Origin of the sequence: Kitasatospora sp. CMC57 (genome assembly GCF_045866025.2) — a bacterium.
Taxonomy (GTDB): domain Bacteria; phylum Actinomycetota; class Actinomycetes; order Streptomycetales; family Streptomycetaceae; genus Kitasatospora.
In genome coordinates, this window is record NZ_AP035881.2 from 3,109,188 (window position 1) to 3,134,294 (window position 25,107).

At 70.0% G+C, this 25,107-nt stretch carries 30 protein-coding genes; 15 read left to right on the top strand and 15 right to left on the bottom strand.

Features of this window, described 5'->3' with window-relative positions; all coding sequences use genetic code 11:
• Positions 1 to 13: 13 nt before the first annotated feature.
• The 6 genes from ACKUU6_RS13610 to ACKUU6_RS13635 form a co-directional block, all read right to left on the bottom strand.
• The gene (locus ACKUU6_RS13610; protein WP_407988776.1) at positions 14 to 1,624 is read right to left on the bottom strand and encodes a DUF2079 domain-containing protein; all 1,611 of its coding nucleotides are present in this window, start codon (positions 1,622 to 1,624) and stop codon (positions 14 to 16) included.
• Positions 1,625 to 1,636: 12 nt separating this feature from the next.
• A complete protein-coding gene (locus ACKUU6_RS13615) occupies positions 1,637 to 2,896 on the bottom strand; it encodes a glycosyltransferase 87 family protein (protein WP_407988777.1) in 1,260 nt (419 codons plus the stop codon).
• A gap of 155 nt (positions 2,897 to 3,051) precedes the next feature.
• Positions 3,052 to 4,458: a penicillin-binding transpeptidase domain-containing protein gene (locus ACKUU6_RS13620; RefSeq protein ID WP_407992122.1), complete on the bottom strand. Its 1,407-nt coding sequence runs from the start codon at positions 4,456 to 4,458 to the stop codon at positions 3,052 to 3,054.
• A 113-nt stretch (positions 4,459 to 4,571) separates the two neighbouring features.
• Entirely contained in the window at positions 4,572 to 5,942 is a 1,371-nt protein-coding gene (locus tag ACKUU6_RS13625; protein WP_407988778.1) for an FtsW/RodA/SpoVE family cell cycle protein, read from the bottom strand.
• Positions 5,943 to 6,016: 74 nt separating this feature from the next.
• Positions 6,017 to 6,526 carry a DUF1269 domain-containing protein gene (locus ACKUU6_RS13630; RefSeq protein ID WP_407988779.1) on the bottom strand — a complete coding sequence of 170 codons (510 nt, stop codon included), beginning with the start codon at positions 6,524 to 6,526 and terminating at the stop codon, positions 6,017 to 6,019.
• A gap of 139 nt (positions 6,527 to 6,665) precedes the next feature.
• A complete protein-coding gene (locus ACKUU6_RS13635) occupies positions 6,666 to 7,070 on the bottom strand; it encodes a hypothetical protein (RefSeq protein ID WP_407988780.1) in 405 nt (134 codons plus the stop codon).
• Positions 7,071 to 7,099: 29 nt separating this feature from the next.
• Between ACKUU6_RS13635 and ACKUU6_RS13640 the strand changes: the two genes are divergently transcribed.
• Both ACKUU6_RS13640 and ACKUU6_RS13645 read left to right on the top strand, forming a co-directional pair.
• Entirely contained in the window at positions 7,100 to 8,410 is a 1,311-nt protein-coding gene (locus tag ACKUU6_RS13640; protein ID WP_407988781.1) for a VWA domain-containing protein, read from the top strand.
• Between the two features lie 2 nt (positions 8,411 to 8,412).
• Positions 8,413 to 9,300, top strand: a complete 888-nt coding sequence (locus ACKUU6_RS13645; RefSeq protein WP_407988782.1) for a peptidase — start codon at positions 8,413 to 8,415, stop codon at positions 9,298 to 9,300.
• A 135-nt stretch (positions 9,301 to 9,435) separates the two neighbouring features.
• Here the strand turns inward: ACKUU6_RS13645 and ACKUU6_RS13650 are convergent, their stop codons facing one another.
• From ACKUU6_RS13650 to ACKUU6_RS13660, 3 genes are all read right to left on the bottom strand, one after another.
• Positions 9,436 to 9,618 (bottom strand): GNAT family N-acetyltransferase, encoded by a 183-nt coding sequence (locus ACKUU6_RS13650; protein WP_407988783.1) that lies wholly within the window; start codon positions 9,616 to 9,618, stop codon positions 9,436 to 9,438.
• A 992-nt stretch (positions 9,619 to 10,610) separates the two neighbouring features.
• Positions 10,611 to 11,003 (bottom strand): hypothetical protein, encoded by a 393-nt coding sequence (locus ACKUU6_RS13655; RefSeq protein WP_407988784.1) that lies wholly within the window; start codon positions 11,001 to 11,003, stop codon positions 10,611 to 10,613.
• Positions 11,000 to 11,488: a hypothetical protein gene (locus ACKUU6_RS13660; RefSeq protein WP_407988785.1), complete on the bottom strand. Its 489-nt coding sequence runs from the start codon at positions 11,486 to 11,488 to the stop codon at positions 11,000 to 11,002. Before ACKUU6_RS13660 ends, ACKUU6_RS13655 begins: the two co-directional genes overlap by 4 nt.
• Before the next feature lie 219 nt (positions 11,489 to 11,707).
• On the opposite strand from ACKUU6_RS13660, the gene ACKUU6_RS13665 reads away from it, so the two are divergent.
• From ACKUU6_RS13665 to ACKUU6_RS13690, 6 genes are all read left to right on the top strand, one after another.
• Positions 11,708 to 11,836 (top strand): hypothetical protein, encoded by a 129-nt coding sequence (locus ACKUU6_RS13665; protein ID WP_407988786.1) that lies wholly within the window; start codon positions 11,708 to 11,710, stop codon positions 11,834 to 11,836.
• A gap of 68 nt (positions 11,837 to 11,904) precedes the next feature.
• Positions 11,905 to 12,216, top strand: coding sequence for a transposase (locus ACKUU6_RS13670; protein WP_407988787.1), 312 nt, complete (start codon positions 11,905 to 11,907; stop codon positions 12,214 to 12,216).
• Entirely contained in the window at positions 12,213 to 13,007 is a 795-nt protein-coding gene (locus tag ACKUU6_RS13675) for an IS3 family transposase (RefSeq protein WP_407988788.1), read from the top strand. The genes ACKUU6_RS13670 and ACKUU6_RS13675 overlap by 4 nt, the downstream gene beginning before the upstream one ends.
• A gap of 74 nt (positions 13,008 to 13,081) precedes the next feature.
• Positions 13,082 to 14,281 carry an IS30 family transposase gene (locus tag ACKUU6_RS13680; protein ID WP_407988789.1) on the top strand — a complete coding sequence of 400 codons (1,200 nt, stop codon included), beginning with the start codon at positions 13,082 to 13,084 and terminating at the stop codon, positions 14,279 to 14,281.
• A gap of 13 nt (positions 14,282 to 14,294) precedes the next feature.
• Positions 14,295 to 14,588, top strand: a complete 294-nt coding sequence (locus tag ACKUU6_RS13685) for a transposase (protein ID WP_407988790.1) — start codon at positions 14,295 to 14,297, stop codon at positions 14,586 to 14,588.
• A gap of 69 nt (positions 14,589 to 14,657) precedes the next feature.
• Positions 14,658 to 15,161: a hypothetical protein gene (locus ACKUU6_RS13690; RefSeq protein WP_407988791.1), complete on the top strand. Its 504-nt coding sequence runs from the start codon at positions 14,658 to 14,660 to the stop codon at positions 15,159 to 15,161.
• Positions 15,162 to 15,260: 99 nt separating this feature from the next.
• Here the strand turns inward: ACKUU6_RS13690 and ACKUU6_RS13695 are convergent, their stop codons facing one another.
• From ACKUU6_RS13695 to ACKUU6_RS13710, 4 genes are all read right to left on the bottom strand, one after another.
• Positions 15,261 to 15,785, bottom strand: a complete 525-nt coding sequence (locus tag ACKUU6_RS13695; RefSeq protein WP_407988792.1) for a hypothetical protein — start codon at positions 15,783 to 15,785, stop codon at positions 15,261 to 15,263.
• A gap of 135 nt (positions 15,786 to 15,920) precedes the next feature.
• Positions 15,921 to 16,253 carry a hypothetical protein gene (locus ACKUU6_RS13700; RefSeq protein ID WP_407988793.1) on the bottom strand — a complete coding sequence of 111 codons (333 nt, stop codon included), beginning with the start codon at positions 16,251 to 16,253 and terminating at the stop codon, positions 15,921 to 15,923.
• Positions 16,254 to 16,296: 43 nt separating this feature from the next.
• A complete protein-coding gene (locus ACKUU6_RS13705) occupies positions 16,297 to 16,536 on the bottom strand; it encodes a hypothetical protein (RefSeq protein WP_407988794.1) in 240 nt (79 codons plus the stop codon).
• 184 nt (positions 16,537 to 16,720) lie between these two features.
• A complete protein-coding gene (locus ACKUU6_RS13710; protein WP_407988795.1) occupies positions 16,721 to 17,233 on the bottom strand; it encodes a DUF2199 domain-containing protein in 513 nt (170 codons plus the stop codon).
• Positions 17,234 to 17,301: 68 nt separating this feature from the next.
• On the opposite strand from ACKUU6_RS13710, the gene ACKUU6_RS13715 reads away from it, so the two are divergent.
• The 3 genes from ACKUU6_RS13715 (at position 17,302) to ACKUU6_RS13725 (ending at position 19,701) form a co-directional block, all read left to right on the top strand.
• A complete protein-coding gene (locus tag ACKUU6_RS13715) occupies positions 17,302 to 18,012 on the top strand; it encodes a hypothetical protein (RefSeq protein WP_407988796.1) in 711 nt (236 codons plus the stop codon).
• Positions 18,013 to 18,270: 258 nt separating this feature from the next.
• Positions 18,271 to 18,894: a hypothetical protein gene (locus ACKUU6_RS13720; RefSeq protein WP_407988797.1), complete on the top strand. Its 624-nt coding sequence runs from the start codon at positions 18,271 to 18,273 to the stop codon at positions 18,892 to 18,894.
• A 123-nt stretch (positions 18,895 to 19,017) separates the two neighbouring features.
• Positions 19,018 to 19,701 (top strand): SMI1/KNR4 family protein, encoded by a 684-nt coding sequence (locus ACKUU6_RS13725; protein WP_408649631.1) that lies wholly within the window; start codon positions 19,018 to 19,020, stop codon positions 19,699 to 19,701.
• A gap of 58 nt (positions 19,702 to 19,759) precedes the next feature.
• Here ACKUU6_RS13725 and ACKUU6_RS13730 read toward each other — a convergent pair whose 3' ends face one another.
• Positions 19,760 to 20,161, bottom strand: a complete 402-nt coding sequence (locus ACKUU6_RS13730; RefSeq protein WP_407988799.1) for a contact-dependent growth inhibition system immunity protein — start codon at positions 20,159 to 20,161, stop codon at positions 19,760 to 19,762.
• A 164-nt stretch (positions 20,162 to 20,325) separates the two neighbouring features.
• On the opposite strand from ACKUU6_RS13730, the gene ACKUU6_RS13735 reads away from it, so the two are divergent.
• Together ACKUU6_RS13735 and ACKUU6_RS13740 are read left to right on the top strand one after the other, a co-directional pair.
• A complete protein-coding gene (locus tag ACKUU6_RS13735; RefSeq protein WP_407988800.1) occupies positions 20,326 to 20,697 on the top strand; it encodes a hypothetical protein in 372 nt (123 codons plus the stop codon).
• A gap of 421 nt (positions 20,698 to 21,118) precedes the next feature.
• Entirely contained in the window at positions 21,119 to 21,640 is a 522-nt protein-coding gene (locus tag ACKUU6_RS13740; RefSeq protein WP_407988801.1) for a hypothetical protein, read from the top strand.
• Positions 21,641 to 21,848: 208 nt separating this feature from the next.
• On the opposite strand, the gene ACKUU6_RS13745 is transcribed toward ACKUU6_RS13740, so the two are convergent.
• Complete coding sequence (locus tag ACKUU6_RS13745) at positions 21,849 to 22,199, bottom strand: helix-turn-helix domain-containing protein (protein ID WP_407988802.1); 351 nt, start codon at positions 22,197 to 22,199, stop codon at positions 21,849 to 21,851.
• 39 nt (positions 22,200 to 22,238) lie between these two features.
• Between ACKUU6_RS13745 and ACKUU6_RS13750 the strand changes: the two genes are divergently transcribed.
• Positions 22,239 to 23,162 carry a hypothetical protein gene (locus ACKUU6_RS13750; RefSeq protein WP_407988803.1) on the top strand — a complete coding sequence of 308 codons (924 nt, stop codon included), beginning with the start codon at positions 22,239 to 22,241 and terminating at the stop codon, positions 23,160 to 23,162.
• On the top strand, positions 23,159 to 24,952 hold the full coding sequence (locus ACKUU6_RS13755) for a hypothetical protein (RefSeq protein ID WP_407988805.1): 1,794 nt from the start codon (positions 23,159 to 23,161) through the stop codon (positions 24,950 to 24,952). The genes ACKUU6_RS13750 and ACKUU6_RS13755 overlap by 4 nt, the downstream gene beginning before the upstream one ends.
• The last annotated feature ends 155 nt before the right edge of the window (positions 24,953 to 25,107 follow it).

Genomic DNA, 25,107 nt, shown 5'->3' on the forward strand with positions numbered 1-25,107 from the left:
GTGGCCCGCAGGATCAGCCCCGGAACAGGTTCCGGCCGACGTCGGACGGGACCACGTCCTGCACCGGCGTGCTGCCGGGGCCGGGGACGGCCTCGCCCGGGATCGGCTGGTCGGAGGTGCGCTTCAGCAGCACCGCGCCGTCCTCGGACCAGACCCGGGTGTAGCCGTGCGCGAGCAGCAGGCTGATCCGGGCGGCCTGCTCGGTGTCGGTGGCGAACGGGAACGACCGCTTGTCCGACCTCATCAGCACGTACTCGCGGCCGCGCGGCGTACCGTCCACCAGCACCACGTCGGCGCGCGCGGTGAGCCGTACCGCCACCTGGTTGTCCGCCTCCACCGATGCTCCGTCGGGGATCAGCGCGGCGCCCCTGAGCAGGGCGGCCAGGCTGCTGTTCGGCGTCCAGTGAGACGGTATGGCCAGCCCGGCCAGACCGATCGGCACGGCGGCGACCAGGGTCACGCCGACCACCGCGAGCCCGGCCCGGCGGGCCAGGGCCTGGGGGCGGCCGTCCGCGCAGAGCCGACCGAGCACCTCCAGGGTGGCGGTCACCAGCACCGGCCAGAGGAAGACGTCGTAGTGCCGGGCGATCGACCAGTGGTTGGGGTTGCTGGAGAGGATCCGCTCGGCCAGCAGCGGGAGTGCGCACAGCGCGGTGGCCGAGCGGAGCGGCAGCGCCAGCGTGGTGCCGAGCAGCCAGAGCAGCAGCAGCGGCTTGAGCGGGGCGTCGAAGGCCGCCCGCACCAGCAGCAGCGGGTTGTCCAGCACGTTGCGCAGGGCGTCGCCGCCGTCGGTGCCGAGCGCGGTGTAGTTCCAGTAGTAGCCCGGCTGGCCGCCCATCGCCGGGATCAGCCAGGTGATCGCCACCATGGCGGCCAGCGGGCCTCCGACCAGCAGGGCGAGACCGTAGCGGAGCTGCCGCCGGTCCCGGGTGGGACGGGCCCGCAGGATGAGCACCAGACCGTACGCGCCGACCAGCAGGCCGAGGTCCTCCTTGGTGCCGCAGAGCAGCAGCGCCGCCAGCACTACTCCGCCGTACCGGCGGGCCTGGCCGCGCTCGAACATCAGCAGCGTCAGGGGCGCGGCGAACGCCACCTCGTGGAAGCCGCCGCGCGAGGCGACCAGCAGCGGCCAGCCGAGGCCGTACGCGAGTCCGGCCAGGTCGACCGCCCACCGGGCGGTGCCCGGGTCGGCCTGGGCGAAGCAGCGGGCCGCGATCCGCCGGGCCAGCGGGACGCCGGCGGCGAACAGCACGGCCTGACCGATGATCAGCGAACGCGGGTCGTCCCAGACCCAGTACAGCGGAGCGATCAGCGCCAGCACCGGGGAGAAGTGGTCCCCCAGCAGCGAGAAGCCCGGCGGGAACTCGTGGTGGAAGGACTTCAGTGAGGAGACCGGCAGCCCGAAGTGCGCGTACCCGCGCACCCCCTGGTCGAAGATCCCGACGTCGAAGCCCCCCAGCTGGAGGGCCGACCACTGCTGGAACCCGATCGCCAGGCAGACCGCCAGGCAGAGCAACGCCGACAGCAGGCCTCGGCGGGTCGCGGAGAGCCCGGCTCCCGGGCCGGGCACGGGCAGCAGCCGGGCAGCCCGGAGGCGCGGCCGGTCGACAGGCTGGAGCGTCACATCACGTCATATCTACTTGAACAGCACGGATTCGATCGGCACCGCCCGGACCGGGATCACCCGGCGGGCGCTGCGCCGGAGCCGTACGGCGGTCAGTGCGAGCACCGCAAGGCCGGCCAGGGGGTAGAGCGAACTGACGGGCTGCCAGTACGGCTCGATGCCGAGGCCGGGACGCTTGGGCACGGTCCAGAGTAGATGGCTGCCGAAGACCAGGGTGGTGACCGTCAGCAGGACACGCCAGCGACGGTCCCGCCAGGAGCGGCCGAACCGGCCCCTGACCCGTGCCTCCTGGGCCGCCTCGGCGCAGAGCAGGATCAGCAGCGGCACGCACCAGACCCAGTGGTGGCTCCAGCTGATCGGCGAGATCAGCACCCCGGTGAGCGCCACCGTGACCACGGCCCAGGCCTCGGCCCGGCGCAGCCGCGAGCGTGCGGCGAGCGCCGCGACCGCGAAGCCGAACAGGCCGGTGATGCCGGTCACCGCGCCGGCGAGCAGCCCCGGGTCGTTGGTGGAGAGCAGCCGCGCCACCATCCCCCGGAGTGACTGGTTGTCCACCAGTTCGATGACGCCGACCCGGCGGGGGTCCCAGAGGTACTCGGTCCAGAAGCCGTACGAGTCGCCCGGCACCACGACGGTGCCGAGCAGCACGGTGGTCAGGAAGACGGCCACCGACACCCCGGCGGCCCGGATCCGGCCGGTCAGCAGCAGGTAGACGGTGAACACGCCGGGGGTGAGCTTGATGCCGATGGCCAGGCCGATGCCCACGCCCTTGAGGCGGTTGGCGTCCGAGCGGGTGAGGTCCCAGAGCACCAGACAGGCGATCAGCAGGTTGATCTGGCCGTACTGGAAGGTGGTGTAGACGGGCTCCAGAAAGACCCCGAGGCCGGTGGCGAGCAGGATCGCCGGCCCGGTGTTCCCGCGCCCGGGCCAGCCGACCAGGCGGAACGAGAGGTGCGCCAGCAGGGCCAGCAGGGCCACGTTCCCCAGCGTCACCAGCACCCGCAGCAGCGAGACGTCGAACCAGGTGCCCGGCACGAAGAGCATCGCGGCGAACGGCGGGTAGGTGGCGGCCAGGTCCCAGCCGGGGAGGCGCATCGCGTACAGGTCCTGGTGGTTGGCGACCGCCGAGCCCTCGGCCCGGTAGACCAGCATGTCCACCATGTTGAAGCCGTGGAAGTGCCGCACCACCGCGAAGACCGAGAGCAGCGCCAGCGCGACCAGCGCCGTACTGGCCGTACTGGTCCGCATCAGCGCCCTGAGCCGGTCAGGCATGACGGCTCGCCGTCGAGCGCAGGGACCGGGTTCGACGGTGTGACGGCATGACAGTTCCCCCTATGGCGCGGCACGAAGTCGTCCACGCTAGCCGAGCCCGGCCGACCGGGCCGTGACTGCCGCCACATCCTCTGTCACAGTGCGGCTCCGGATCGTCAGCCGCCGCTCAGGACGGCCTGCATGACCGACCTGGCGATCGGGGCGGCCAGCCCGCCGCCGGTGACGTCGGTGGCGTTGCTGTCGGCGATCACCACGGCGACGGCCACCGGGGGCACCTGGTTGGAGCCGCTCGGTCTGGCCCAGGAGATGAACCAGGCGTACGGGATGCCGGAGTTGTCGACGCCCTGCTGCGCGGTACCGGTCTTGCCGCCGACGGTGGCGCCGGTGATCCGGGCGCTCCGGCCGGTGCCGGTCTCGACCACGTCGGTCATCAGCTTCTGCACCTGGCCGGCCACGGTGGGGCTCATCGCCTGCCGGTAGGTGGCGGGCCGCATCACCTGGACCGAGCTGCCGTCGCTCTTCGTCAGCTTGTCCACAAGCTGTGGATACATCACGGTGCCGTTGTTGGCGACACCCGCCGCGACCATCGCCATCACCAGCGGGGTGGCGGCGGTGTCGAACTGGCCGATCGAGGAGAGCGCGACCTGCGAGGCGTTCATCTGCGTGTCGAAGTTCGACCGGGCGGCCCGGACCGGAATGTCCAGCTTCGCGTCGTTGAAGCCGAAGTTCTGCGCCATCGCGACCATCTTCTCCAGGCCGACCCGGGTGCCGAGGTAGCCCATCACGCTGTTGCAGGACCTGACCATCGCCTCGTCCAGCGACTGTCCCGGGCTGTCGCAGGCGCTGGTGTCGTTGACCAGCTCGGTGGTGGTGCCCGGCATCACGAAGGGGTACGGCGCGGCGGTGGGCGCGTTGATGTCGGTGACCACGCCGTCGGCCAGCGCGGCGGCGGCGGTGACCACCTTGAAGGTGGACCCGGGCGGGTAGATCTGACGGAGCGCCCGGTTCAGCATCGGCTGGTCCTTGTCGGCCTGCAGCCTGTTCCAGGCGTCCTGGTCGGCGGCCGAGGAGCCGGCGAAGCTGCCCGGGTCGTAGCTCGGGGTGGAGGCCAGCGCGAGGATCCGGCCGGTGGCCGGCTCGATCGCGGCGACCGCACCGGTCTGCCTGCCGAGGCCCTTCACCGCCGCCTGCTGGGCGGCCCGGTTCAGCGTGGTGTGGACATCGCCGCCCGGGTTCTGCTTTCGGGCGATCGCGTCCCAGAGCGCCCAGCCCGCCAGCCGGGAGTCGGTGCCGGAGAGCAGGTCGTCCTCGACCCCTTCGAGCTGGGTGTTCCCGTACGTCTGCGAGGAGTAGCCGGTGACCGCCGCCCAGGTCGGCCCGTCGGTGTAGGTGCGCTTGTAGGCGTACCGCCCGCCGGTCGGGGCCGAGCCGGTGACCGGGTCGGCCCCGACCAGGATGTTGCCGCGCGGCTGGGCGTAGCGCTGGACGGTCTGCCGCTGGTTGGCCGGGTTGTCGTTCAGCGACCCGGCCCGGAACACCTGGACATAGGTGGCCTGGCCCATCAGCGCGAGCACCAGGACCAGGCAGAAGGTCCCGGCCCGGCGCCCGGTGGTGGAGATGCCGGGCAGCCCCTGCGGGCCGCCGGTGGAGCGGGCCCCCGGTCCTCGTCTCGACTTCACGGCTGCTTCACCAGGTCGGCTGCGGGCTCGGGGGCGGGTCGGCGGGCCTGGTCGCTCATCCGGACCAGCAGCGCCACGATGATCCAGTTGGTCACCACCGAGGAGCCGCCCTGGGCGATGAAGGGCAGCGTCATCCCGGTCAGCGGGATCAGGGCGAGGACGCCGCCCGCGACCACGAACAGCTGGATGCCGACGATCGCGGCCAGGCCGATCGCCAGCAGCCGGCCGAACGGGTCCCTGAGCGCGATCCCGGTCCTGAAACCGCGGGAAATCAGCAGGGCGTAGAGCAGGAAGAGCGCGATCAGCCCGACCAGACCGAGCTCCTCACCGATGGTGGCCAGGATGAAGTCCGACTTCGCGGCGAAACCGATCAGGATCGAGTGGCCGAGCCCCAGGCCCGTGCCGAGCACCCCGCCCCAGGCGAACGCGAACAGCGACTGGGCGATCTGGTTGGCGCCCTGCCCGGCCGCGATCGAGCCCAGCGGGTCCAGCCAGTCGGTGACCCGGCTGTGCACGTGCGGGGAGAGCCAGCCGACCGCGACCGCGCCGACCGCCGCCAGGAACAGGCCGATAGCGATCCAGCCGCTGCGCGCGGTGGCCACGTACAACATCACCACGAACAGGCCGAAGAAGAGCAGCGAGGTGCCGAGGTCGGTCTCCAGCACCAGCACCCCGACGAAGGCGGCCCAGATCAGCAGCACCGGGCCGAGGTCACGGCCGCGCGGGAACTGGAACTTCCACACCCGCTTGCCGGTCAGCGCCAGCGCGTCCCGATGCACGGCCAGGTAGGCGGCGAAGAAGATCGCCAGCAGGATCTTGGCGAACTCGCCCGGCTGGAACGAGATCGGGCCGATCACGATCCAGATCCGGGAGCCGTAGACCGGTGGGAAGAAGATCGGCAGGATCAGCAGCACCAGCGCCGCCAGCGCACCGACGTAGGCGTACCGCCGGAGCACCCGGTGGTCGCGCACCAGCACCAGCACGCCGATGAAGAGCGCCACCCCGAGGGTGGACCAGAGCAGCTGGGTGGGCGCCGCCTCACTGCCCGGAGTGGCCCGGTCCAGGCGGTAGATGACGACCAGTCCGATCCCGTTCAGCAGGATCGCGATCGGCAGCAGCAGCGGGTCGGCGTACGCCGCCTTCCAGCGGATCACCCCGTGCGCGAGCAGGGCCAGCACTCCGAGCGCCGCGCCGTACCCGGCGGCGTCGGACGGGACCTCGTCGTCGAGGTCGAGGCCGACCTCGACGTACCCGAGGACGGCGATGAGCACCGCCCCGACCACCAGCACCAGTTCGGTGTTGCGGCGGCTCTTGACCGGGCGCCGGGGCGGCACACCGGCCTTGGCCACGGCGGAGGGAGAGGCCACGGGCGTCCTGTCGGAGGTAGCACGGCGGGGGCGGACGGGCCGTCAGGCCCGGTCCACCCACAGCGGTTCGGTGGTCAGACGCCGGCGGGCGCCTGGCTCCGGGCGGCCTCGACGGTGGCCCGCAGCTCGGTCTCGGCCTCCGTGCTCAGCGAGGTCTGGATGATCTGGCCGCCGTACTGGGCGACCGCCGGGATCACCTTGTCGGCGGTCGCCTTGCGGACCAGCAGGAAGACGGCGGCACTGCCGGGGGTCAGGTGCTCGCCGACCTGGCGCATGAAGTTGTCGTCCACCCCCACATCGGTGGTGGCCCCGACGGCCGCACCGGTCGCACCGCCGACGGCCGCACCGAGGAACGGCATGAAGAACAGCAGCCCGATCACGCCGCCCCAGAGCGCACCCGAGGCGGCACCGGCACCGGCGGTGGAGACGGCTTGGTGCAGCTTGATCCGGCCGTCCTGCCTGCGTTCGACGACGACGGCGTCCTCGAGCTCGATCAGCTTCTGCTTCTGCAGTCCGAAGACGGTGCTGCGGACCTGCTCCGCGGTGGCGAGGTCGGGGTAGGCGATCGCGAACAGGTTGCTCACGGGATGGGTCCTTCCAACTCGACGGGCTCAGCTCCACAGCACCCTAACGAGGATTAGCCATATTTATGGGGCTTGATGTCGGTGTGTCACATATTGGCCCGACCCTCGCACTGCTCCCGAACCGGCCGATCGTGGCGGATCAGCGGGCGGCGTCGGGTGCCCGGAAAGGGCCCAGCTCCGCCGGGTAGTCCGGCAGGTCGACCGTGCTGACCTTCCTGCCCTCCGCGAGCATCCAGCGGAGCAGCGCGGGCCGGTTCAGCACCGCGTCCCGCAGCCGACCCCCGATCCGGCGGCCGGGGGCGAGGAACTTCCCGGTCCGGTCACCGCCCTTCTGACAGCCCTGGGCGTACTCCCGCAGCCGGCCCTCGTACGCGGCGAAGGCGGCCCGGTGGTCCCCGCCGGCCCGGGCCAGCTCACCCGGTAGCTTGTCCGGCCGGTCCGGCCGGCTCGGCGCGTGGCGTCGGTCCGGTCGGCCGGGCGTCCGACCGGCAGGGTCTGGAAGCTTGTCCGGTGGGCGAGTTCGGGTCGGGGCGGCTTTGGTCATCCGAACTGATGATCCATAAGATGCGGCCCGTGACGACACGACGACGACTGCCGGCCCGCCCACTCGGGCTACTGGCCGCCCTGGCGATCTCCGCCGGGGCCATCCTGCACGGGATACCCGCGTACGCCGACGAGACCACCGCCGGGGCGGCGGCCACCGAGCCGCCCCGGGTCGACCTGGTCCTGGACGTGAGCGGCTCGATGCAGGCCACCGACATCCAGGGAAAGAGCCGGATGGCGGTGGCCCAGCAGTCGCTGAACGAGGTGATCGACGCGCTGCCGGCCGAGACCTACTTCGGCATCCGGACCCTCGGTGCCACGTACCCCGGCAACAACAAGGCCGAGGGTTGCAAGGACACCAAGCAGCTCTACCCGGTCGGCAAGACCGACAAGACCGAGGCGAAGACCGCCGTGGCCACCCTGCGGCCGACCGGCTGGACCCCGATCGGCCTCGCGCTGCGCGGTGCCGCCCAGGACCTGGGCACCGGCTCGACCACCCGCCGGATCGTGCTGATCACCGACGGGGAGGACTCCTGCGCCCCGCCGGACCCCTGCGAGGTGGCCCGTGAACTGGCGGCCCTCGGCACTCACCTGGTGGTCGACACGCTCGGGCTCTCGCACGACGACAAGACCCGGCAGCAACTGCTCTGCATCGCCAACGCCACCGGCGGCACCTTCACGGACGTCCAGAGCCAGCAGCAACTGACCGACAAGGTCAAGCAGCTGGTCAACCGGGCGGGCGCCACCAACCGCGTCGCGCCGACCCGGGCGACCGGTACCGAACAGTGCGCCACCGCACCGGTGCTGACCCCCGGCGTCTACAGCGACCGGGAGAAGTTCGCCGAACACCGGGTCTACCGGGTGAACGTCCGGCCCGGCCAGGAGCTGCGGGCCTCGGTCAGCATCTCGCTCGACCGGGCCCTCGCCCGGGACTACGGCGTCCTGCTGAAGGCCACCGACCCGGGCGGCCAGGAACTGGTCCGCGGCACCGACGCGGGCAGCGGCCGGACGGACGTGGCCTCCACCGGCGTCCGCTGGTCCTCGGGCCGCACGGCGTCGCCCTCCGCTTCGAGCGGCTCGGCCTCCGTCAGGCCCGAGGACACCGTCTGCCTGGTGGTCAGCAACTCCTTCGCGCCGGCCCCCGGCGTCGCCGCCGAACCCGGCCTGCCGCTGGAACTGACCCTGGACGTGGCCGCCGCCTCCCCCGCCCCCGACGGCTGGTCCGCCGGGCTCGGCCGGGGCTGGGTCCTGCTGCTCGTCCTCACCCTGGCCGGACTGCTGACCGGGCTGATCTTCGGCTGGCTGGCACGCTGGCGAATCGCTGTCTGGCGGGAGAACTGACGATGCGTACCACTGCACAGCGGGCCGCACTGCTCGCCGCCGGGCTGCCACTGCTGATCGCGGCCTCGCCGTCCCCGTCCCCGTCCCCGTCCCCCAGCCCGTCCGTCTCGAGCGGCCCGTCCGTCGCGGGCACCGCCAAGCCGGTGACCGACGCGGGCACCAGCTTCCTCACCGCGATCGCGCTCGGCTCCGGTCAGAGCGCCGACGTGGCCGCCTCCACCGGTGACTACCTGTACTGGGCCTTCGGAGCCGCCGAGGGCCAGACCACCACCGTGGACGTGACCGTCACGCTGCCCCCCAGCGCCGACCGGCACGGGCCGCAGAGCTGGTCGGTCGAGCTCTTCGACGGCCTGCGGCGCCGCCAGTCCTGCACCTCGGGACCGCAGGACGCCACCGCCGAGACCGCGGCCGGCACCCTGGCGCTGCGCTGCAGCCTGCGGCAGATCCGCTCCTGGGCCGAACCCTGGTCCGGCGACCCGCTGCCGGGCACGTACTACGTCCGCCTGACGGCAGGTCAGGTCCCGCAGAACGACCTCGGCCTGGCGGCCCGGGTCCAGCTGCGCCTGACCAGCAAGGGCGGGGCGGGCAACGCCCAGCCCGAGGACGGCGAGCTGCGGGCCCCGCTGGTCCCGCCGGTCAACGCCGGCTCCCCCGCAGCGGCGGCGGCTCCGGCCGCGACCGCCACGGCGGCGCCGTCCGACCGTGCGGTGGCCCCCGTGGAGGAGGAGACGCACTGGTACTCCGCCCCCTTCCAGGGCCGCAACACCCGCTGGTTCTGGACCCTCGGCGGCGGCATCCTGGCCGCCCTGGCCGGTGTCCTCGGCTACTGCCTCACCCGGCACCCCCGCCACCCGCGCCGGGCGCCTGGCGGTCCGGGCGCCGCGCTGTAGGCGCGCGCTGAGCCAGGCCGCGGGGAACTGCGCGTTCGGGTCAGAGTGCAGAGCGCCTGCCCACGCACGTGACGATCACCTCTTCGAAGGCGGGCGTCGCAGTTCCCCGCTCCTGGTACCCGGAGCGCCGCCCGCTTACGGCGTCAGCACCAGGCGTACGCCGAAGTTTCGGTACCCCGCCCGCTCGAAGCAGGCCGCCATCGGCGCGTTGCCCAGATCGGTGTCGGCGCCGATCCGCCGCGCACCCCGGGCCGCGTGGAACCGGGTGATCTCGCCGAGCAGCTCGTCCGCGTAGCTCCGGCCGCGCAGGGCGGGCACCCCCCAGGTACCCGACCACCGGGCCGCCCTGGTTGGCGGACGGCAGGGCGAAGCCGGCCAACTGCCCCTCGGGCGTGTGCGCCAGCAGCCACCAGGACCGCTCACCCGGCATGCGGAGGTAACCGTCCAGCGTCTCCCTGGCCTGCCCGTCCGCGCCGAGCCGCGCCAGGCCCCGCCGGGTGTCGTCGCCCAGGCTGCCTTCGGCCGCCTGCCGGAACACGTCGACGAAGACCTCGTCGTCCGGCTCGGTACGGAAGACCAGCCGGCCGCTCGCCTCCCGGCACCGGCAGCTCGGGGGTCCACTCGTACCGCAGCCGCTCCAACCTGTGGGTCAGGCCGCTGCGTTCGGCGGCGGCCTTCCGCCGCTCCAGGGCCGCAGCGACCGCCGGATCGTCCCGCCGGCCCGCGTCCAGGAAGAGGTGCCACTCGGGCGGTCCGTCCCAGCCTGCCGCTCGGAAGGCGTCGTGGGCGGTGCCCAGCAGCCGGGCCGCGAGCCCGACCCGGTCGGACACCTCGGGGCCACCCAGACACAGTCCAGCGCCAGCGGCCGGTCACTCTCGGGGAAGGCCCACCAGACGGCGCGGGCCAGCAGCCGCCCGTCCTCGCCCTGGGCGATCCAGGTGTGGGCGGGCCGGTAGCCCCCGTGTCGATCATCCGGCGGTACCGCTCGGGATCGGCCCAGCTGACCGGCTCATCGGGACCTTCGACGGTGAGCGGCCAGCTGTCGGGGTGCAGGACTGCCTCCGCGAGCTGCCGCACTCCCGTGCAACGCAAAGGTCCCGCCCGATCACTTGGATCGGACGGGACCTTGTTGGTGGGGTGTTCACGAGTGGGGCTGACCAGGAGCCGACGAGGGCGGCCGAAGATCGCTTCCCGCGCGGGGAGTGATCGCTTCCCGAAAAAACGAGTCGCCATATCTCCGGGGCCTGGCCAGCGGCGTTCCAGCCCGTTGAAGATCGCTTCCCGTGCGCGGGTAATCGTTCCCCAACGCTTCAGAGCCGCGGCAGACGCACGGTGTGCGGAGTCCCGTCGGTGGCGTGCAAGGTGAGTTCGATCTCGTCGGGCAGTGGACCGTCGGGCACGGCGAAGATCTCCAGGCTCTCGCTGACCCTGCCGTTGGAGCCGCCGCCGGCGGAACGCCGGTCCAGGTCTTCGTCGTGCCAGCGCACGCGGGTGGGTCGGTAGGTACGGTTGACGAGGTCCGGGTCTGGTGGGTGGGTGCGCACGATGGCCAGCAGTGCCATGTTCTGCCCGACGCTGACGGCGGTGTGCCAGGCGGTGCGGCCGGCGATCTCGGGGAAGGGCCCGGCTTGGCCGTAGACGGCGTACGCGTGCTGGTTGTCCACGATGCCACGATAGGCGCCACCGGCGTCGACACCGGTCATGACAGGGCGGTCGCCGGGGTGGCGGGTTCGTCGATCCAGCAGTTCAGGGTGAACTGCTGGCTCCAGGCCACCGGCCAGGGATTGGAAGGCACTCCGTCCGCGCTGCCCTGGGCACTCATCTGGTAAGTCGCCGTGCGGCTGCTGTCACAGAACGGCTCACCCCACACCGGGAGCGTCCAGTCGACCTTGCTGCCGCTCCTTTGAGCGACCAGGGCGGGCTGACCGCCGGTGACCCGGAACAGCATGATGGTCAGCGTCTGCTGGGCGGGGTTGGGCGTGCACTGCTGGATGCCGCCGTAGTGGATGTAGTCCTTGGTGCCGTTGTTGTGGAGCTGGATCTCGGCGAATTCCCCGGTGCAGACCTCCGTGGCGCGGGTGTGGGCGGGCTGGTCTTGTTGGGCGGCGTGCGCGCCGACCGTTCCGGTCGAGGCTGTCATGGCGACTGCGCTGACGAAGGCGAGGGTGGCGAAGCGGGTTCTTCCCATGGTGGCAGGGCCTTTCCCGGAGACATTGATGTGTCCCCATGGTGGGTCCGGACCCGGTCGGCTGCCTTGGCTGGACACCGATCAGGTGATCTCTGACGGCCCCGCAGTCCCTCCGTGGTGACAGGGTTCCGTCACCCGCGGCTGGCCGGGGAACGGGCTCAGCTCGGATGCCTCGACCTGCGGTCGATGGTGTCGGTGGCGCGCTGTTGAATGTGCGCCATGACCGTTCGTGAACTGGTGTCCTTGTTGCCCGAACCCGCTGCTCTGCTCGCTCGCTGCCGGGCGATCGCGCTGCTCGACACCATTCTCGACGCGTACGCCCCCACTCACACGTTCGTGTCCGGCTGAGCTGCTCTGAGTTTGGTGGAGTCCCTGAAGCCAGGGTTACGATCCTGGCGTAAGGAGAACCGCCTGCTGTGCCAGCACCACGTAAGTACCCCGACGAGCTCCGTGAGCGCGCGATCCGCGAGGTCCGCACCACGGGCCGCCCGATCGCGCACGTCGCGCGGGACCTCGGCATCCACAAGGAAGCCCTACGAAACTGGGTCCGCCAGGCCGAGGCCGACGCCGGAGAGCGCGACGACCGGCCGACCAGCGACGAACTCGAGGAACTCAAGCAACTACGCCGAGAAAATGCGGAGTTGCGGCGGGCGAACGAGATCCTCAAGGCCGCCAGCGTGTTTTTTGCCCAGGAGATCGACCGTCCCCGGACGAGGCCGAGCAGGTGATCGACCACCTGCGCGACGGCTTCGGGGTCGATCCCGTATGCCGGGTTCTGGACCTGTCACCGTCCACCTACTTCGCCCGCAAGCAGCGGCCGAAGTCCGCCCGACGGCTCCGCGACGAACAGCTCATGCCACTGATCGCCCAGGTCCACGACGAGTCCGGAGCCACCTACGGTGCCCGGAGGATCACACGCGCGCTCAGGCGCAAGGGCGTAGAGGCCGCCCGGTGCACGGTCGAGCGGCTGATGGCCGAGCTGGGCATCGAAGGCGTCATCCGCGGCCGGCGGCGCCGCACGACGATCCCGGAGCCGACCGCGCCCAGGCCACCGGACCTTGTCGACCGCGACTTCACCGCCGAGCGGCCCGACCAGCTGTGGCTCGCGGACATGACCTACGTGCGGACCTGGTCCGGCTGGGTCTACGTCGCGTTCGTCCTGGACGTGTTCTCCCGGACGATCGTCGGCTGGCAGGTCGCTGACCACATGCGGACCGAACTCCCTTTGGACGCGCTGGAGATGGCCCTGTGGCGCCGGAGAATTAAGAAGGGCTCCGGGCTGATTCACCACAGCGACAGGGGGTCGCAAGGCGGATTCAACTGGTCGTCGCAACACCTTGATCACGGAGGTGTGCGATGGGACGCGACCAGAAGCAGAGGGTGCCGCAGGTGCCTGCGGGTGCGCGACGGCAGTGGGCGGCGGATCGGGCGATGCGACCGCCGATGCGTTCACCGGGTCGGCCGGAGCCGTCTCGTGCAGTGCAGCGCCACTTCTGGCGGCGGATCGCGTCGGGAGTGACGACGGCAGAGGCCGCGGTGGCTGTTGGCGTTTCATGGCCGGTTGGAACCCGGTGGTTCCGTCACGCTGGCGGGATGCCGCCGATCAGCCTGGACGAGCCCACCGGCCGCTATCTGTCGTTCGCTGAGCGTGAGGAGATCGCGCTACTGCGCGCCCAGGAGTTCGGCGTGCGGGAGATCGCGCGCAGGATCGGCCGCGACGCGGGCACGATCTCACGCGAGCTGCGCCGCAACGCGGCGACCCGGGGCGGCAAACCGGTCTACCGGGCTCTGGTGGCGCAGTGGAAAGCGCAGCAGGCTGCGAAGCGTCCGAAGACCGCGAAGCTCGCGGGCGACGACAGGTTGCGTGAGTACGTGCAGGAGCGGCTCGCCGGCAGCGTCCGTCGCCCCGACGGCATGATCGTCACCGGGCCTGAGACGCCTGGATGGAAAGGGCTGAACAAGCCGCATCGGCAGGACAGGCGTTGGGCGACGGCATGGAGCCCGGAGCAGATCTCGCACCGGCTCCATGTCGACTTCCCCGATGATGAGTCCATGCGCATCAGCCACGAAGCGATCTACCAGGCGCTGTTCATCGAAGGCCGTGGCGCGCTCAAGCGGGAACTGGTCATGTGTCTGCGCACCGGCCGGGCGCTGCGGGTTCCCCGTGCACGGTCGCAGAACAAGCCGCAGGGGCATGTCACCGCGGACGTCATCCTCAGTGAACGCCCCGCCGATGCCGGGGACCGCGCGGTCCCCGGACACTGGGAAGGCGATTTGATCATCGGGACGGGCCGCTCCGCGATCGGCACGCTTGTCGAGCGCAGCAGCCGCTCCACGCTCCTGGTGCACCTGCCTCGGCTCGAGGGCTGGGGCGAGAGTCCGCCCGTGAAGAACGGCCCCTCGCTCGGGGGCTATGGTGCGATCGCGATGAACGCGGCGCTCACGACGTCGATGATCCGGCTGCCCGAGCAGCTACGTAAGACCCTCACCTGGGACCGCGGGAAGGAACTCTCCGGTCATGCCCAGTTCGCTCTCGATACCGGGACGAAGGTGTTCTTCGCCGATCCGCACTCGCCCTGGCAACGACCTACAAACGAGAACACGAACGGGCTGCTGCGTCAGTACTTCCCGAAGGGCACTGATCTCTCGCGGTGGTCGTCCACGGACCTGGAAGCCGTCGCCATGGCGATCAACAACCGGCCCCGCAAGGTCCTCGGTTGGCGGACGCCGGCTGAGGTCTTCGAGGAGCAGCTACGCTCCCTGCAACAGCCCAGTGTTGCAACGACTGGTTGAACTCGCCCAATACGTGTCCATTCGCTACACCGAACGGCTTTCGGAGATCGGCGCCGCCGCGTCGGTCGGTTCCGTCGCGGACTCGTACGACAACGCGATGGCCGAGGCCCTGAACGGCACCTTCAAGGCCGAGTTGATCGAGATGCAGGGGCCGTGGACCGGGTTCGAGCAGGTCGAGCGGGCGATCTTCCAGTGGGTCACGTGGTACAACGAGGAACGGCTCCACTCCGCCCTCGACTACCTGCCGCCGGCCGAGTACGAACGCGACTACTGGCGGACCCAGGCCGCCACCCCGCAGTCCGCCTGAACACACAATCACGGACTCCACGAAACTCGGGACAGCTCAGGCTGGCGGGACGGTGTGGATCTGGCGTGCATGGACAACGGCTCGGGCGACCAGTACGCGATCGTGTTCGACCCGGCCGGGGTGTTCCTCTACGGGTTCGACCACGAGAGCAATGCCACTCCGTGGCGGGAGGAGGACCGAGCACACTGGCCCGGCCTGCTCGATGGCCTGCCTGCCTCGCTTGTGCGCTACTCGGAGGCGCCGGAGTTTCAGTTCGACGGGTTCTTCGACGCTACGGTGTGCGCCTGGCGTGAGGCTGGCGACACCAGGTGGCGGTGCGGGCCAGTGGAGTTCGCCCCTGACGAGTCGGACGGCGCCGACTGGCTGTTCGATCTCGTCGCGGACGGAAGCCCGGATGCCTACGTGAGCTATGCCGAGGACTACTTCGAACGTTCTGTTCACCGGGACGCGGTGGCGGCGGTCCTGGCAGGTGCTCCGTTGACCCGGGGAACGGTCGCCTCGCTCTCCCCCTCCGCAGGCTACGAGGACATTTCCGAGCAGGCCCGCAGGCTGGGCTACAGCGTCTTGGGCTGATCCGGGATCTGACTGTCATGCATCTGGTCGCCAGGACGTCAGGGATCAACTCCGGCGGAAGCCCGACCGATTGGGGCTCGTTTCCCGGACCGGGAGCGCTCAGCCCTTGATCAGCAGGTCGTACGGCTCATTCTCAGGCGTGAAGACCAGGACGAAGCCTTTGCCTACCTCGGTGGCGACCTTGCGTAGGCGGGCAAGGACCTCGGCCTCAGTGGGGAGATCGAGGCCGAGAGCGGCTGCCGCGCGGTCCCGCCGAACGGCCAAGTCGGGCATGTCCTCCAGGTACCCGGCAGCCGACTCGGCGCTCTCCTCAGCCGTGAACGCGCGACAGTCGCGCCACCAGGGCGCGACCAGCAGGAGCCGTAGGAGCTCCGGCAGGCCGAGCGCAACGAGAGCGGCACCGCCTTCGGAGTCTGCGTACAGGACCGGACGTTCCTCGCCGCCGTCACCGCAGAAGAAGTAGGTGCCCCCGGCACCGTCGCCCGCGAAGCCTTCCAGCACCGCGCCGGAAGCCAGGTGGACCTCCTCGATGTGGTCGCCTCGGTCCAGGTCGAAATCGCCCGGCCATGCCAGGAAACCGGCAACCTCGTCCTTTTCGCGGATGGTGGTGATCAGCGGTCGCATGCATCGCACCGTAGTGGCAAAGGCCGACAGCGCTCGTCGCCGGGGTTCGGGGAAGGGCAGCAGTTCCTTCGCCGCGGTGCCCGTTACGCGGCGACCGAGTAGAGCTCCGTCAGGCGGGGCAACCTCCGGCCCAGCTCACGGCCGTCCTCGAAGCGAATCTTCATGCAGCGACCAGTCGGCAAGCTTCACCTTCACCTGGCAGTTGTGATCGGCATGCGAGATGACCTCGCCGGACACCTGTTCGCCGACGCGTGGGAGGTCCGCGTTTCTGGGCATGGCAGTGATCTCGGCCAGTCCGATCGCGTCGGGGTAGCCGTTGATACTGAGGAAGACGCCGAAGCGCTGCCGACCGATGACCTCGCCGGCGATCTGAGTCCCGACGGGCAGGGCCCGGCACGTCGCGGTCCACTCTGCCTGGGCCCTTGCTGCGGCGTCGGCGCCGTCGTCAGGCCACGAGTACTCACTCACGCGTCGATCATGGCATGCAACAGGTGCGGCTTGGTTGCCCCGATCAGGCGGCGGTCTCGTGGAGGTACGCGTCCAGCAGCCGGAAGAACTCTTCAATCGGTGTGGAACCGTCCGCCGTCAGCCGCTCGATCTCGGTGGCCCAGCCGAGGGAGCTGGACTCGCCGATGTGTTGCCAGAGCCACGTGCTGAACGGGCCGTCGTTCCAGAAGTCAAAGGGTTCGTCGATGGAGTGCACGCCGAGAGCCACCTGGTAGCCGATCAACATCGACTGCAGATGCTTCAAGTCGCCACCGGGCAGCCACATCCCGGGGCGGAGGCGAACTTGCTCCAGGAAGTCGTACACGCTCCTGCACTCCCGCCAGTGCACTGGGGCACTCTGTGACGCATCATCGAACGGCATGCGGCCAGCCTACGGCGCCGAATTACCGGTTCTACAGACAGCTTCCTGGACAGGTCCTGGCGGCCCGTCAGCTCTTTGGGTGCAGGACTGCCTCCGCGATCTGCTGCACTCGTTCCCGGGTGATGCCGGTGCGCTGTTCAACCGCCAAGGGGTGGTCGGTCGGTTCGAGTTCGATGAACGGCCGCGTTCCCACCGGGCGGGTGTGGAGCCTCGTCTTGAGGTTGATCGTCGAGGGTGAGTACAGGAACAGCTCCGTCGACAGCCAGCCGAAGTACGGCGGCTCGCTCTCACGGCCGGCCGTCTCCCACAGCTCGCTCGCCCGGTCGAAGTTCGGCCTGCTCAGTGACACCCACACGCCCCACGAGAAGACGTCGTCCGTACCGATGACCGGTATCTCGATGAGTCCCTGGACGAAGAACGACTCGCCCTGGATCACGCACTGATCCGCAGTCAGCACGCTCTTAGCGTCACCGCCCATCTCCGGCAGCCAGTACGCGGGAGCGGGGCTGGAGAAGTTGAGGGGGACCTCTGCATGATGCTCACCGCAGCACGTGCAGATGAAACCGTTCTTGGCCGACATGACCATGAGGCTAGCCGCCCCGTGTCCCGGCTTCTGGCACTGCCGGTGGTGACCGCGATGATTGCCTGGTGACGAACAGTGCAGACTTCCGGATACCTGGCTACGACGGTGGCCCCTTCACCCAGCGCCCAGACCTGGACGACCCTCTGTACTGGCTCACCCATCTCTACTCCTGCTCGCACAGCGAGCAAGCCGATGAGCTGCTCTTCGGCGCTGATCTCGACGCGGCCGACCAGTTCTACCGCCGGACCATGGCCCAGGACGGCTGGCCGCTCATCACCCTCACCCTGGCCCGCGACCATCAGCTCCACATCGTCCACCGAAACCTCGCCGACGACAGCGGCACCGACTACCTCCTGCACCACCCCACCTGGGAACGGGCTGAACTCCTCGCCGTCGACGATGGCCACTTCATGGGCCCCGGCCTGTCCTGGCCCGAACTCGCCGCCGCCGCAGACCACACCCCCGGCGGCGACGCAACCAGCGATCCCCACGCCCGCCTGCTGCTCCTACTGCCCGCCCTCGGTGACGACGCCCTGCCCCCTGACGCTGTGGGCCGACTGGCGTCCGCACTACGTGCCCGCACCCGGGTCGAAGACCCCGACGCCCTCGCCACTGCGCTCCTGGAGGGCCAGGGGCAATGCGGTCCGGTGTCCTGGAGCACCATAGACCGTGGCGTCCGGGTCAGCGGCGGTGGGCTGTCCTTCCGCAATCCGGCCAACGACTTCGCGCTGCCAGCCCACCGCCTGGCCCGCGTCTCCGCCGCACTGACACCCTGATCGCCCCTCCCGATTGGGAGGGCGGGTGGGAGCTCACTCTGGAAGAGGAAGAGGACGTCCTTGTCGTGATTCTTCGAGCTGCTCGGCCGATTCCTCGCCGACGGGAGCGCGACTCTTTACGTTCCTGACCTCACCGCTCTTCAGTTGGCGAGTGAGCCGTCGAATCGGCGCGCCGAGCGCGGTGGGCTGCAGGGCGCGAGGCTCGGGTGGGCATAACGCGCTTCCCACTTCTTCCGGGTCTTTGCGAAGATCCTCGGTGTGGCCCAGCCTCCCGTTGACCGCGATAGCGGTGACCATCCCTTCTCCGAGATCGGCGATCCCGTCTTGGCCGTCGCCGACAAGCGGCTTGGCCTGCTTGCGGTGGCCGGCGCGCATGAGTACGACGAAGCGAAGACGATCGGCGTCTTCGACGTCACCGACCGCGCTCGCCGCCGCTGGCTCCTGCGCTCCGATTACCCCGTGCACACGATGGCTTTCCATCCGACTCTTCCCCTGCTCGCGGTGGGGTCCGGCGAGTACGACGGCGGTTATTTCTTCGAGGGGGAGCTCCTTCTCGTCCATCTGGAGACCGGCACTGTGCTGTCGCTGATTGAGCACGACTTCGGCCGACAGGTCCTGGGGCTGGAATGGCCGCACGACCGGGACCTTCGGGTCCTGATGGCGCCTCCCGATGACTGGAAGGATCAGAAGGCCCACGTGGAAGGCCACGTTGCCGTGGTGAGCCGCGCCAACTGGATCTCTGTCGGCGCCAAGTCGCTCACTGGCCGGGATCTGGCAGGCCCTCGGGTGCCGGCAGCACGCCCCGACGGCCGTGATGCCGCCCGGCAAACGGTCGCCCGCGTGATGTCGTCGCAGGAACGGCGGCATCACGCGAAGCGTTGACGGCAGTTCGCTGGTGGCGTGCACGTCGTTCGGCAGACAAGAAGCTCGCCCAGCCACAACAGAGCGGTGATGACCAGTGCGCGGAGACGGTAGTTGATGGAGTCAGAGGTGGGCTGGCCGGGAGTGCGTGAGCAAGTCCTGGCCCTACGGGAGGCACCGTTCCTGGAGGAGGTCTTCGGTGCCCGGCAAGGGTTCGGACATGAGTTCCAGTTGGAGCCGCCGCTCAGTGAGGCCGAGGTGACGGCAGCCGAGGAAGAGCTCGGCGTCTCCTTCCCCTCCGCCTATCGCACCTTCCTGTTGGAGGTGGGTGCGGGTGGGGCCGGACCGCACTACGGGATCTTTCCCCTTCGGCACGACGAGCAGGGATGGCACTGGGCCGAGGGCCGGAACGTTCGCAGCGACAACGCCCTTCTGGGAGAGGCGTTCCCGTCGGCGGCGGAGCGGGCCCGCTGGGAGGAGGAGCTGAACGCTCGCGAGCCTGTCGAGCCGGACTATCCTGACAATCAGTCATACCTCGCTGCTTTCGGTGCCTGGGACGACGAGTGGGAGCAACTGCACGCCTCGATGACCGCCGGGGCGATCTGCCTCAGCCATCAGGGATGCGGGTATTTCACCTGGCTCGTCGTCACCGGGCCGGAGCGCGGCACTCTGTTCATTGACCTTCGAGCCGCCGACGGCACCCTCGAACCGCTCACGGCGGGACCGAACCGTGTCGGCTTCCGCGACTGGTACTTGGACTGGCTGACGAGGGCAGCCAGCCAAGCACGGCGGGGCTCGCTGGCAAGCTGGCGGCGGGGTCGAAAATGAGCCCTCCCTCCAGCGGCAGTCCCGTTACTTCACGGTGGGCGGGGACCGGCCACACGACTCAGCGTCCTGCGGCCAGGAACCGCTCAACATCGAGCCAGAGGACGTCCGGTAGGGCTGCCAGCTCCGAGACGATCACGTGAAGCTCCCGCCTGAGCCCGGCCGCCCCGCTCCAGGCCGATGGGCTGCGTGTGACGACGGCGGACAGCAGGTCACCTTCGTACATGTCGCCCTCGGCCAACGGGTTGTCCCGCAGGACCTCCAGCGCCAGCGGCAGGAGATACGGCAATCCCACGTCCTGCCTGATCAGCAGGCGCATGTCCTCGACGGTCAGCTCACCGATCGGCTTACCCCGACGAGCATGAACGGTGACGACGAGGCGGGTGGCGCCGACCGGAGGGGCAGGCCAGCAGTCGCGCTCAAGCTCTTCCAGGGAGCGGGCACGGTCTACGGTTCGAGTCACCGGTCGATTGTCTCGCGCGAGTCAGTGCTTGGGATGCAGCACTGCTTCGGCGATCTGCTGAACTCGTTCCATCGTGATCCCTGTCCGCTCTAACTGGGCGTGTCCTTTGGTTCGAGGTAGGGGCCTGAGCCAGCGTTGGGGTGCCACTCTGACACCCTGATCGCATGGATGATTTCGCTGGTACGCAAGTTCCGGTTCGCCGGCTGACCGACCCTGCGGAGGCGATCGCGGAGCTGGAGAACGCGGTCCCGAACCTGGCATCGTTGCGTCTCCCGGAGGTTAGGAACGTCAACTGGCAGGTCGTGGAAGCCGAACTGGGCGCCACCCTGCCAGAGGACTTCAAGCTCCTCTGTGAGCGTTACCCGGCCTTCGCTCTCGGGGACTTTCTTGGCCTCGGTGGCCCGGAGGCCGACCGTGAGCGCTCCTGGGTGCAGGGCCTGCGCGAGACGTTGGAGATCATCGAGGAGTGGTGCGCGGAAGCCGACCTGACCGTTCCGCTCCACCCCTACCCCGCCCCGGGCGGTCTGCTTCCGTAGGCGAGCTCGAACCAGGGCGACTTCTTCCTGTGGACCACCAGTTCAGCCGGGCCCCAGGAGTGGACTGTCACGGTCGCCTCACGGAGTTCCGCCTGGTGGCACTACACCGGCGGAGCCGTTCAGTTCCTGGCCGGCCTGGTCACGGGTGAGGTGGAACCTTGGGCCCTCCCCAAGGTCCGTCCCGACGTTGCGGCGTGGTGAGATCCGCTCAGGTCACCACGCAGCGATAGCGGTCCGCTTCTGCACTCATGGCGTTCGGTGATGAATCACCAACACGCCTGATCTGGACCAGTGTTGTTCATATATGGCAATGCCGGGAAGGCCGCCACGAAGTCCTGGCAGCGGGCCCTACGCTGGGGCGAGGTTCTGGCTCTGGGATGCCAGAACCTCAGAGGCCACCGGTGAGGATCAGGGGCTGGCGATGGCGACACTGTTCGAGCGGCTGGATGAGGAAGAGGCCGTCGTGCGCGGGGAGTTGGACGCGCTGCGGGAGAAGATGGCAGCGGCCGAGGAGCGTCTGGCCCGGCTGACGATCACCCGGGAGACAGCCCGGTCGCTCCTGACGGACGTGTCCGCGGACGACGAAACCCCGCCCCTGCCCCGGCAGTCCGCGTCCTGGCAGCCCCCCACCGCCGGACCTGCTCCGGCACAGCCTCGGCCGCCTCGCGCGGCGAGGGTGCCCTCGGTCGGCGTCGGCCTGGACGAGGCGATCGAGAAGATCCTCGTGCTCCTCACCTCGGCAGGCCGGGAGATGAAGGTGCGGGACATCGCCGTGGCGATCGGCGAGAAAGCATCGGACCGGCGGATCGAGACCACCCGCTCACGGCTGAAGAGCCTGGCGAAGCAAGGACTGGTCACCGAGGGCCACCCGGGCTGGTTCCGCATCGCACCAACGGTCGGCACCACCGGCCACGTGAACGGGGAGGCAGCCGGGATGAGGTGACCCCCAGTTCGCCGACAGCTTTGTGCGGTCGGCGTCATAAGCGGGTGCCGTCGAGGGTTCAGCTCGACGGCACCCAGTTTGCGTGAGCTCCCTGCAAGAGGCGGCTTCCGCGTCTTCGAGCGTAGTAGAGGTCATACGCGCTCGGAGGCGGGAGCCGCGAATTCGCCATGCCCGGTCACGAAATTGCGTGGCCGGGCGGAATCGAGGCTCAATGCCCCGCACTCCGTTCAACGACGGCACCGTCCGGCCACAGAGCGGCGCCAGTGAACGCTCCGAGACGGGCGACGGTCGCCACGTCCGGCCAGGACCGGCCCGCCAGCAGGTCGGCGATCGCCTGCCGGTTCACCCCCGATCCGGCGGCAGCCTGACGAAGGCTCAGACCCCGGCCGGTGAGGGCTTCGGCGAGGCGGCGGGAGATCTCCCGCACGGCCTCCGCCCCGGTGTCGGCGCTGGCCAGGCGGGGCCAGGCTTCCGGATCGTCGGTCAGATCCCGAGGGGGGCGCACGCGGGCGCTTCCGCCGACCATGCTCGCACCATCCTGTCCGTTGAAGTTGATCAATCCCCTGACGGCTGCTTGACCAGCCGGTATTCGTGGACCGTGGCCCTTGATCCAGACACGTCCGCGAAGATCACCCGCTATCGCCCCCGCGAGGCACCACCCGTCTGGGACGACCTCGCGCCGCTGGTGCGGAGCGTGGTCGCGGCGGCGGTGACAGCTGTCCCCTACGACGTCGAGCGGCTGCTGCACATCACCGCCGCCCTCGCGCTCTGGGCAGAGGCGAACGGGCTCGCCCGCGATCCGGACACCTGGCTGCGAGGGGAGGTCATCGACGCGTTCGTCCTGTCCCGGGCCGCAACCATCGAGGCGAGTTCGGTCGTCACCTACCGGACCTGGCTGCGGCGGGTACGCGACGCCCTGGCCTGGACCGAGCGCGGAGAGCCGATCCCCGCGAAGCTGCACGCACCTGCCCGCCCTCACAAGCCCTACAGTGCAACGGAGTTGTCGGGACTTCGGCACTGGGCCCACCATCTGCGCGGACAGCAGCGCAACGACGCGCTCGCCCTGATGGGGCTCGGCGCCGGATGCGGGCTCATGCCCAGGGAAGTCGCCGCGACCCGAGGGGCCGACCTGCGGAGGGGGCGGCCCGACGAGGCGCTGGTCCACGCCGGCATCGAACGCCCGGTGGTCGCCCGCACCCCGTGGGAGGACGTCCTGGCTGAACTCGCCGCTCTGGCAGGCCGCGGCTACCTGTTCCGGCCACATCGCACCACCGCCTACGCCAAAAACCTCATCGGCTCCTGGTCGCTCCTGCACCAGCCATCCAGCGGACTGCCGCCGCTTTCGGTCGGTCGGCTGCGGGCGGGCTGGATCGTCGAGCTGATGCGCGAGCGCATCGACCACAGCCTGATCGCCAAGGCGGCGGGTCTGGCCTCCGCCGCCTCCCTGGCCCGCTACCAGCACCTCGTCCCCCCGCTCGACGACGCCACCACGATCAGGCTCCTGCGAGGCCGCCCGGCATGACCGTCCCGCGCGCCTGGCGGAACCCGGAAAAGATCAGGCACTGCCGGCCCCGGCCGGTCACCGACGCCCCCGCACAGATCCCGGACTCCAAGGTCGGCCAGCTCGACTTCCTGCTGCACCGCTCCGGGACCCTCGACCTCATCGACGCCGAACTGGCAGGCCGCCCCGGGCCGGACGGCCTGCCGGTCCGCACCGTGCTGATCGGCCTGCTGTTGTCCCTGCACTACAACCAGAGCGCAAGCCTGGCGGACGCCTGCCGGATCCTCCTCGACCAACTCCAGCCACCGGCCCGGAGCTGGCTCGCCATCCCCGACATCGACAGGGACGACCAGTGGGCGCGGCACGCGTTCAGCCGCCGCGTCTACCGCTCGTTCGACCGCCTGACCACGGCCCTGGACCCCCTGCGCATCGACCGCAGACGCCGGCTCCCGCTCGCCGAGGCCGCCGCCCACACCGCCGCCTGGGAGGACAACGACACCGAGCGCCTGCGACGCCGGGCCCTGCTGCAGGACATCAGCGACCGTCTGGTGCTGGTCACCGTCCGCCTCGCCCAGCGTCGCGGGCTCTTCAAGGGCTGGCGCGGTGACATCGGCGCCGACACCACCGCCGTCCCCGCCTGGCATCACGAGCCCAGCGACCAGCGCGACCTGGCCTCCGTCGAAGTCACCGCTGGCTGGCACTTCAGCGGCGGCAGTAACAAAGGAGTCTTCGGCCACAGCGCGACGCTGCTGGTCGCGGCCAGCCGACGGCACTCCGTCGGCCATCCGAATGCCGGTAGGCGGATCAGCAAGCATCCCCAGCTCGCCCTCGGGGCGGTCCTGGACACCCCTGGCAAACGCGTCGGCCCCAACGCCATCCACTCGCTCACCACCCTGGTCCCCCTCGGTCTGCCCGTCGGGCTACTGGCCGCCGACCGCGCCTACACCGACCAGAAGACCGAGCATTTCCAACTCCACGCCCGCCGCATGGGCTACCAACTCGCCCTCGACTACAAGAGGGACCAACGCGGCGTCCAGGGCACCCACTTGGGCGCGATACTCGTCGACGGCACTCTCGCGTGCTCATGTATGCCCGACGTGCTGGCCAACGCGACCACCGGCCTGGACGACAAGGCCGTCCGCGACCTCGATGAGACGCTCGAACAACGCCTCGCCAAGCGGGAGCCGTACTTCCTCAAGCTCAAGCAGGGCCCGGCCCCAGACGGGACCATCCGCCTGCAGTGCCCCGCCGCCGGCCCGTCTCCCTCGGTGACCTGTGCTCGCTTCAATCGTCTGCACCGGCCCCAGGCCAGCGCCCCTGTCGTCGTAGACCTCACCAATGCGCGCGCCACCGCAGCCCACCGCTCCGCGAAGCCGAGCATCCAGATCAGCCCCGCCGAGCGCCTGCGGCCACCCAACGAGGACAAACTGCCGCGGATCTGCCGCAAGCCGACGATCACCGTCCGCCCCGGCGACCTGGGCATGATCGACAAGTTCCGCCAGGACCGCCCTTACCTCAGCCCGACCTGGCACGACGCCTACAAGCCCATCCGGTCGCACAACGAAGGCCTCAACGGCCGCGCCAAGGGCCACCACATCGACATCGCCGATCCCAGGAAGCGCCTCGCCCACGGCCGCGTCGCCCAGACCGTCCTGCTCGCCCTGATGATCCTCATGATCAACCTGCAGATCCTGCACGACTGGACCCGCACCAGCAGCCCTGAACCCATCAAGGCCGACGACGGTCAAGGCTACGACGGGCTCGTCCCGATGCCGCCCACCGCCAACGGACTTCCCCCGCCACCCGGCTGACGAGCAGTCCGCCCGCCTCCCGAAGAACACGACCCCCGGTCGCCGTTGGCCCCCATCCCAGCGGCGGCCTCGGCATGCCTCCCGCACCTGGACCACCCCCGAACCACCGCCGCAGACCCCTGGACCACGCTCCCGAAGGCCCACCGAGATCGCAC

Coding starts and splice junctions, on each gene's coding strand:
- ACKUU6_RS13615 (WP_407988777.1), bottom strand. CDS start 2,896: ATGCCTGACCGGCTCAGGGCGCTGATGCGGACCAGTACGGCCAGTACG.
- ACKUU6_RS13620 (WP_407992122.1), bottom strand. CDS start 4,458: ATGGGCCAGGCCACCTATGTCCAGGTGTTCCGGGCCGGGTCGCTGAAC.
- ACKUU6_RS13635 (WP_407988780.1), bottom strand. CDS start 7,070: ATGACCAAAGCCGCCCCGACCCGAACTCGCCCACCGGACAAGCTTCCA.
- ACKUU6_RS13645 (WP_407988782.1), top strand. CDS start 8,413: ATGCGTACCACTGCACAGCGGGCCGCACTGCTCGCCGCCGGGCTGCCA.
- ACKUU6_RS13655 (WP_407988784.1), bottom strand. CDS start 11,003: ATGACCGGTGTCGACGCCGGTGGCGCCTATCGTGGCATCGTGGACAAC.
- ACKUU6_RS13660 (WP_407988785.1), bottom strand. CDS start 11,488: ATGGGAAGAACCCGCTTCGCCACCCTCGCCTTCGTCAGCGCAGTCGCC.
- ACKUU6_RS13665 (WP_407988786.1), top strand. CDS start 11,708: ATGACCGTTCGTGAACTGGTGTCCTTGTTGCCCGAACCCGCTGCTCTG.
- ACKUU6_RS13680 (WP_407988789.1), top strand. CDS start 13,082: ATGCCGCCGATCAGCCTGGACGAGCCCACCGGCCGCTATCTGTCGTTC.
- ACKUU6_RS13690 (WP_407988791.1), top strand. CDS start 14,658: ATGGACAACGGCTCGGGCGACCAGTACGCGATCGTGTTCGACCCGGCC.
- ACKUU6_RS13695 (WP_407988792.1), bottom strand. CDS start 15,785: ATGCGACCGCTGATCACCACCATCCGCGAAAAGGACGAGGTTGCCGGT.
- ACKUU6_RS13710 (WP_407988795.1), bottom strand. CDS start 17,233: ATGTCGGCCAAGAACGGTTTCATCTGCACGTGCTGCGGTGAGCATCAT.
- ACKUU6_RS13735 (WP_407988800.1), top strand. CDS start 20,326: ATGGATGATTTCGCTGGTACGCAAGTTCCGGTTCGCCGGCTGACCGAC.
- ACKUU6_RS13740 (WP_407988801.1), top strand. CDS start 21,119: ATGGCGACACTGTTCGAGCGGCTGGATGAGGAAGAGGCCGTCGTGCGC.
- ACKUU6_RS13755 (WP_407988805.1), top strand. CDS start 23,159: ATGACCGTCCCGCGCGCCTGGCGGAACCCGGAAAAGATCAGGCACTGC.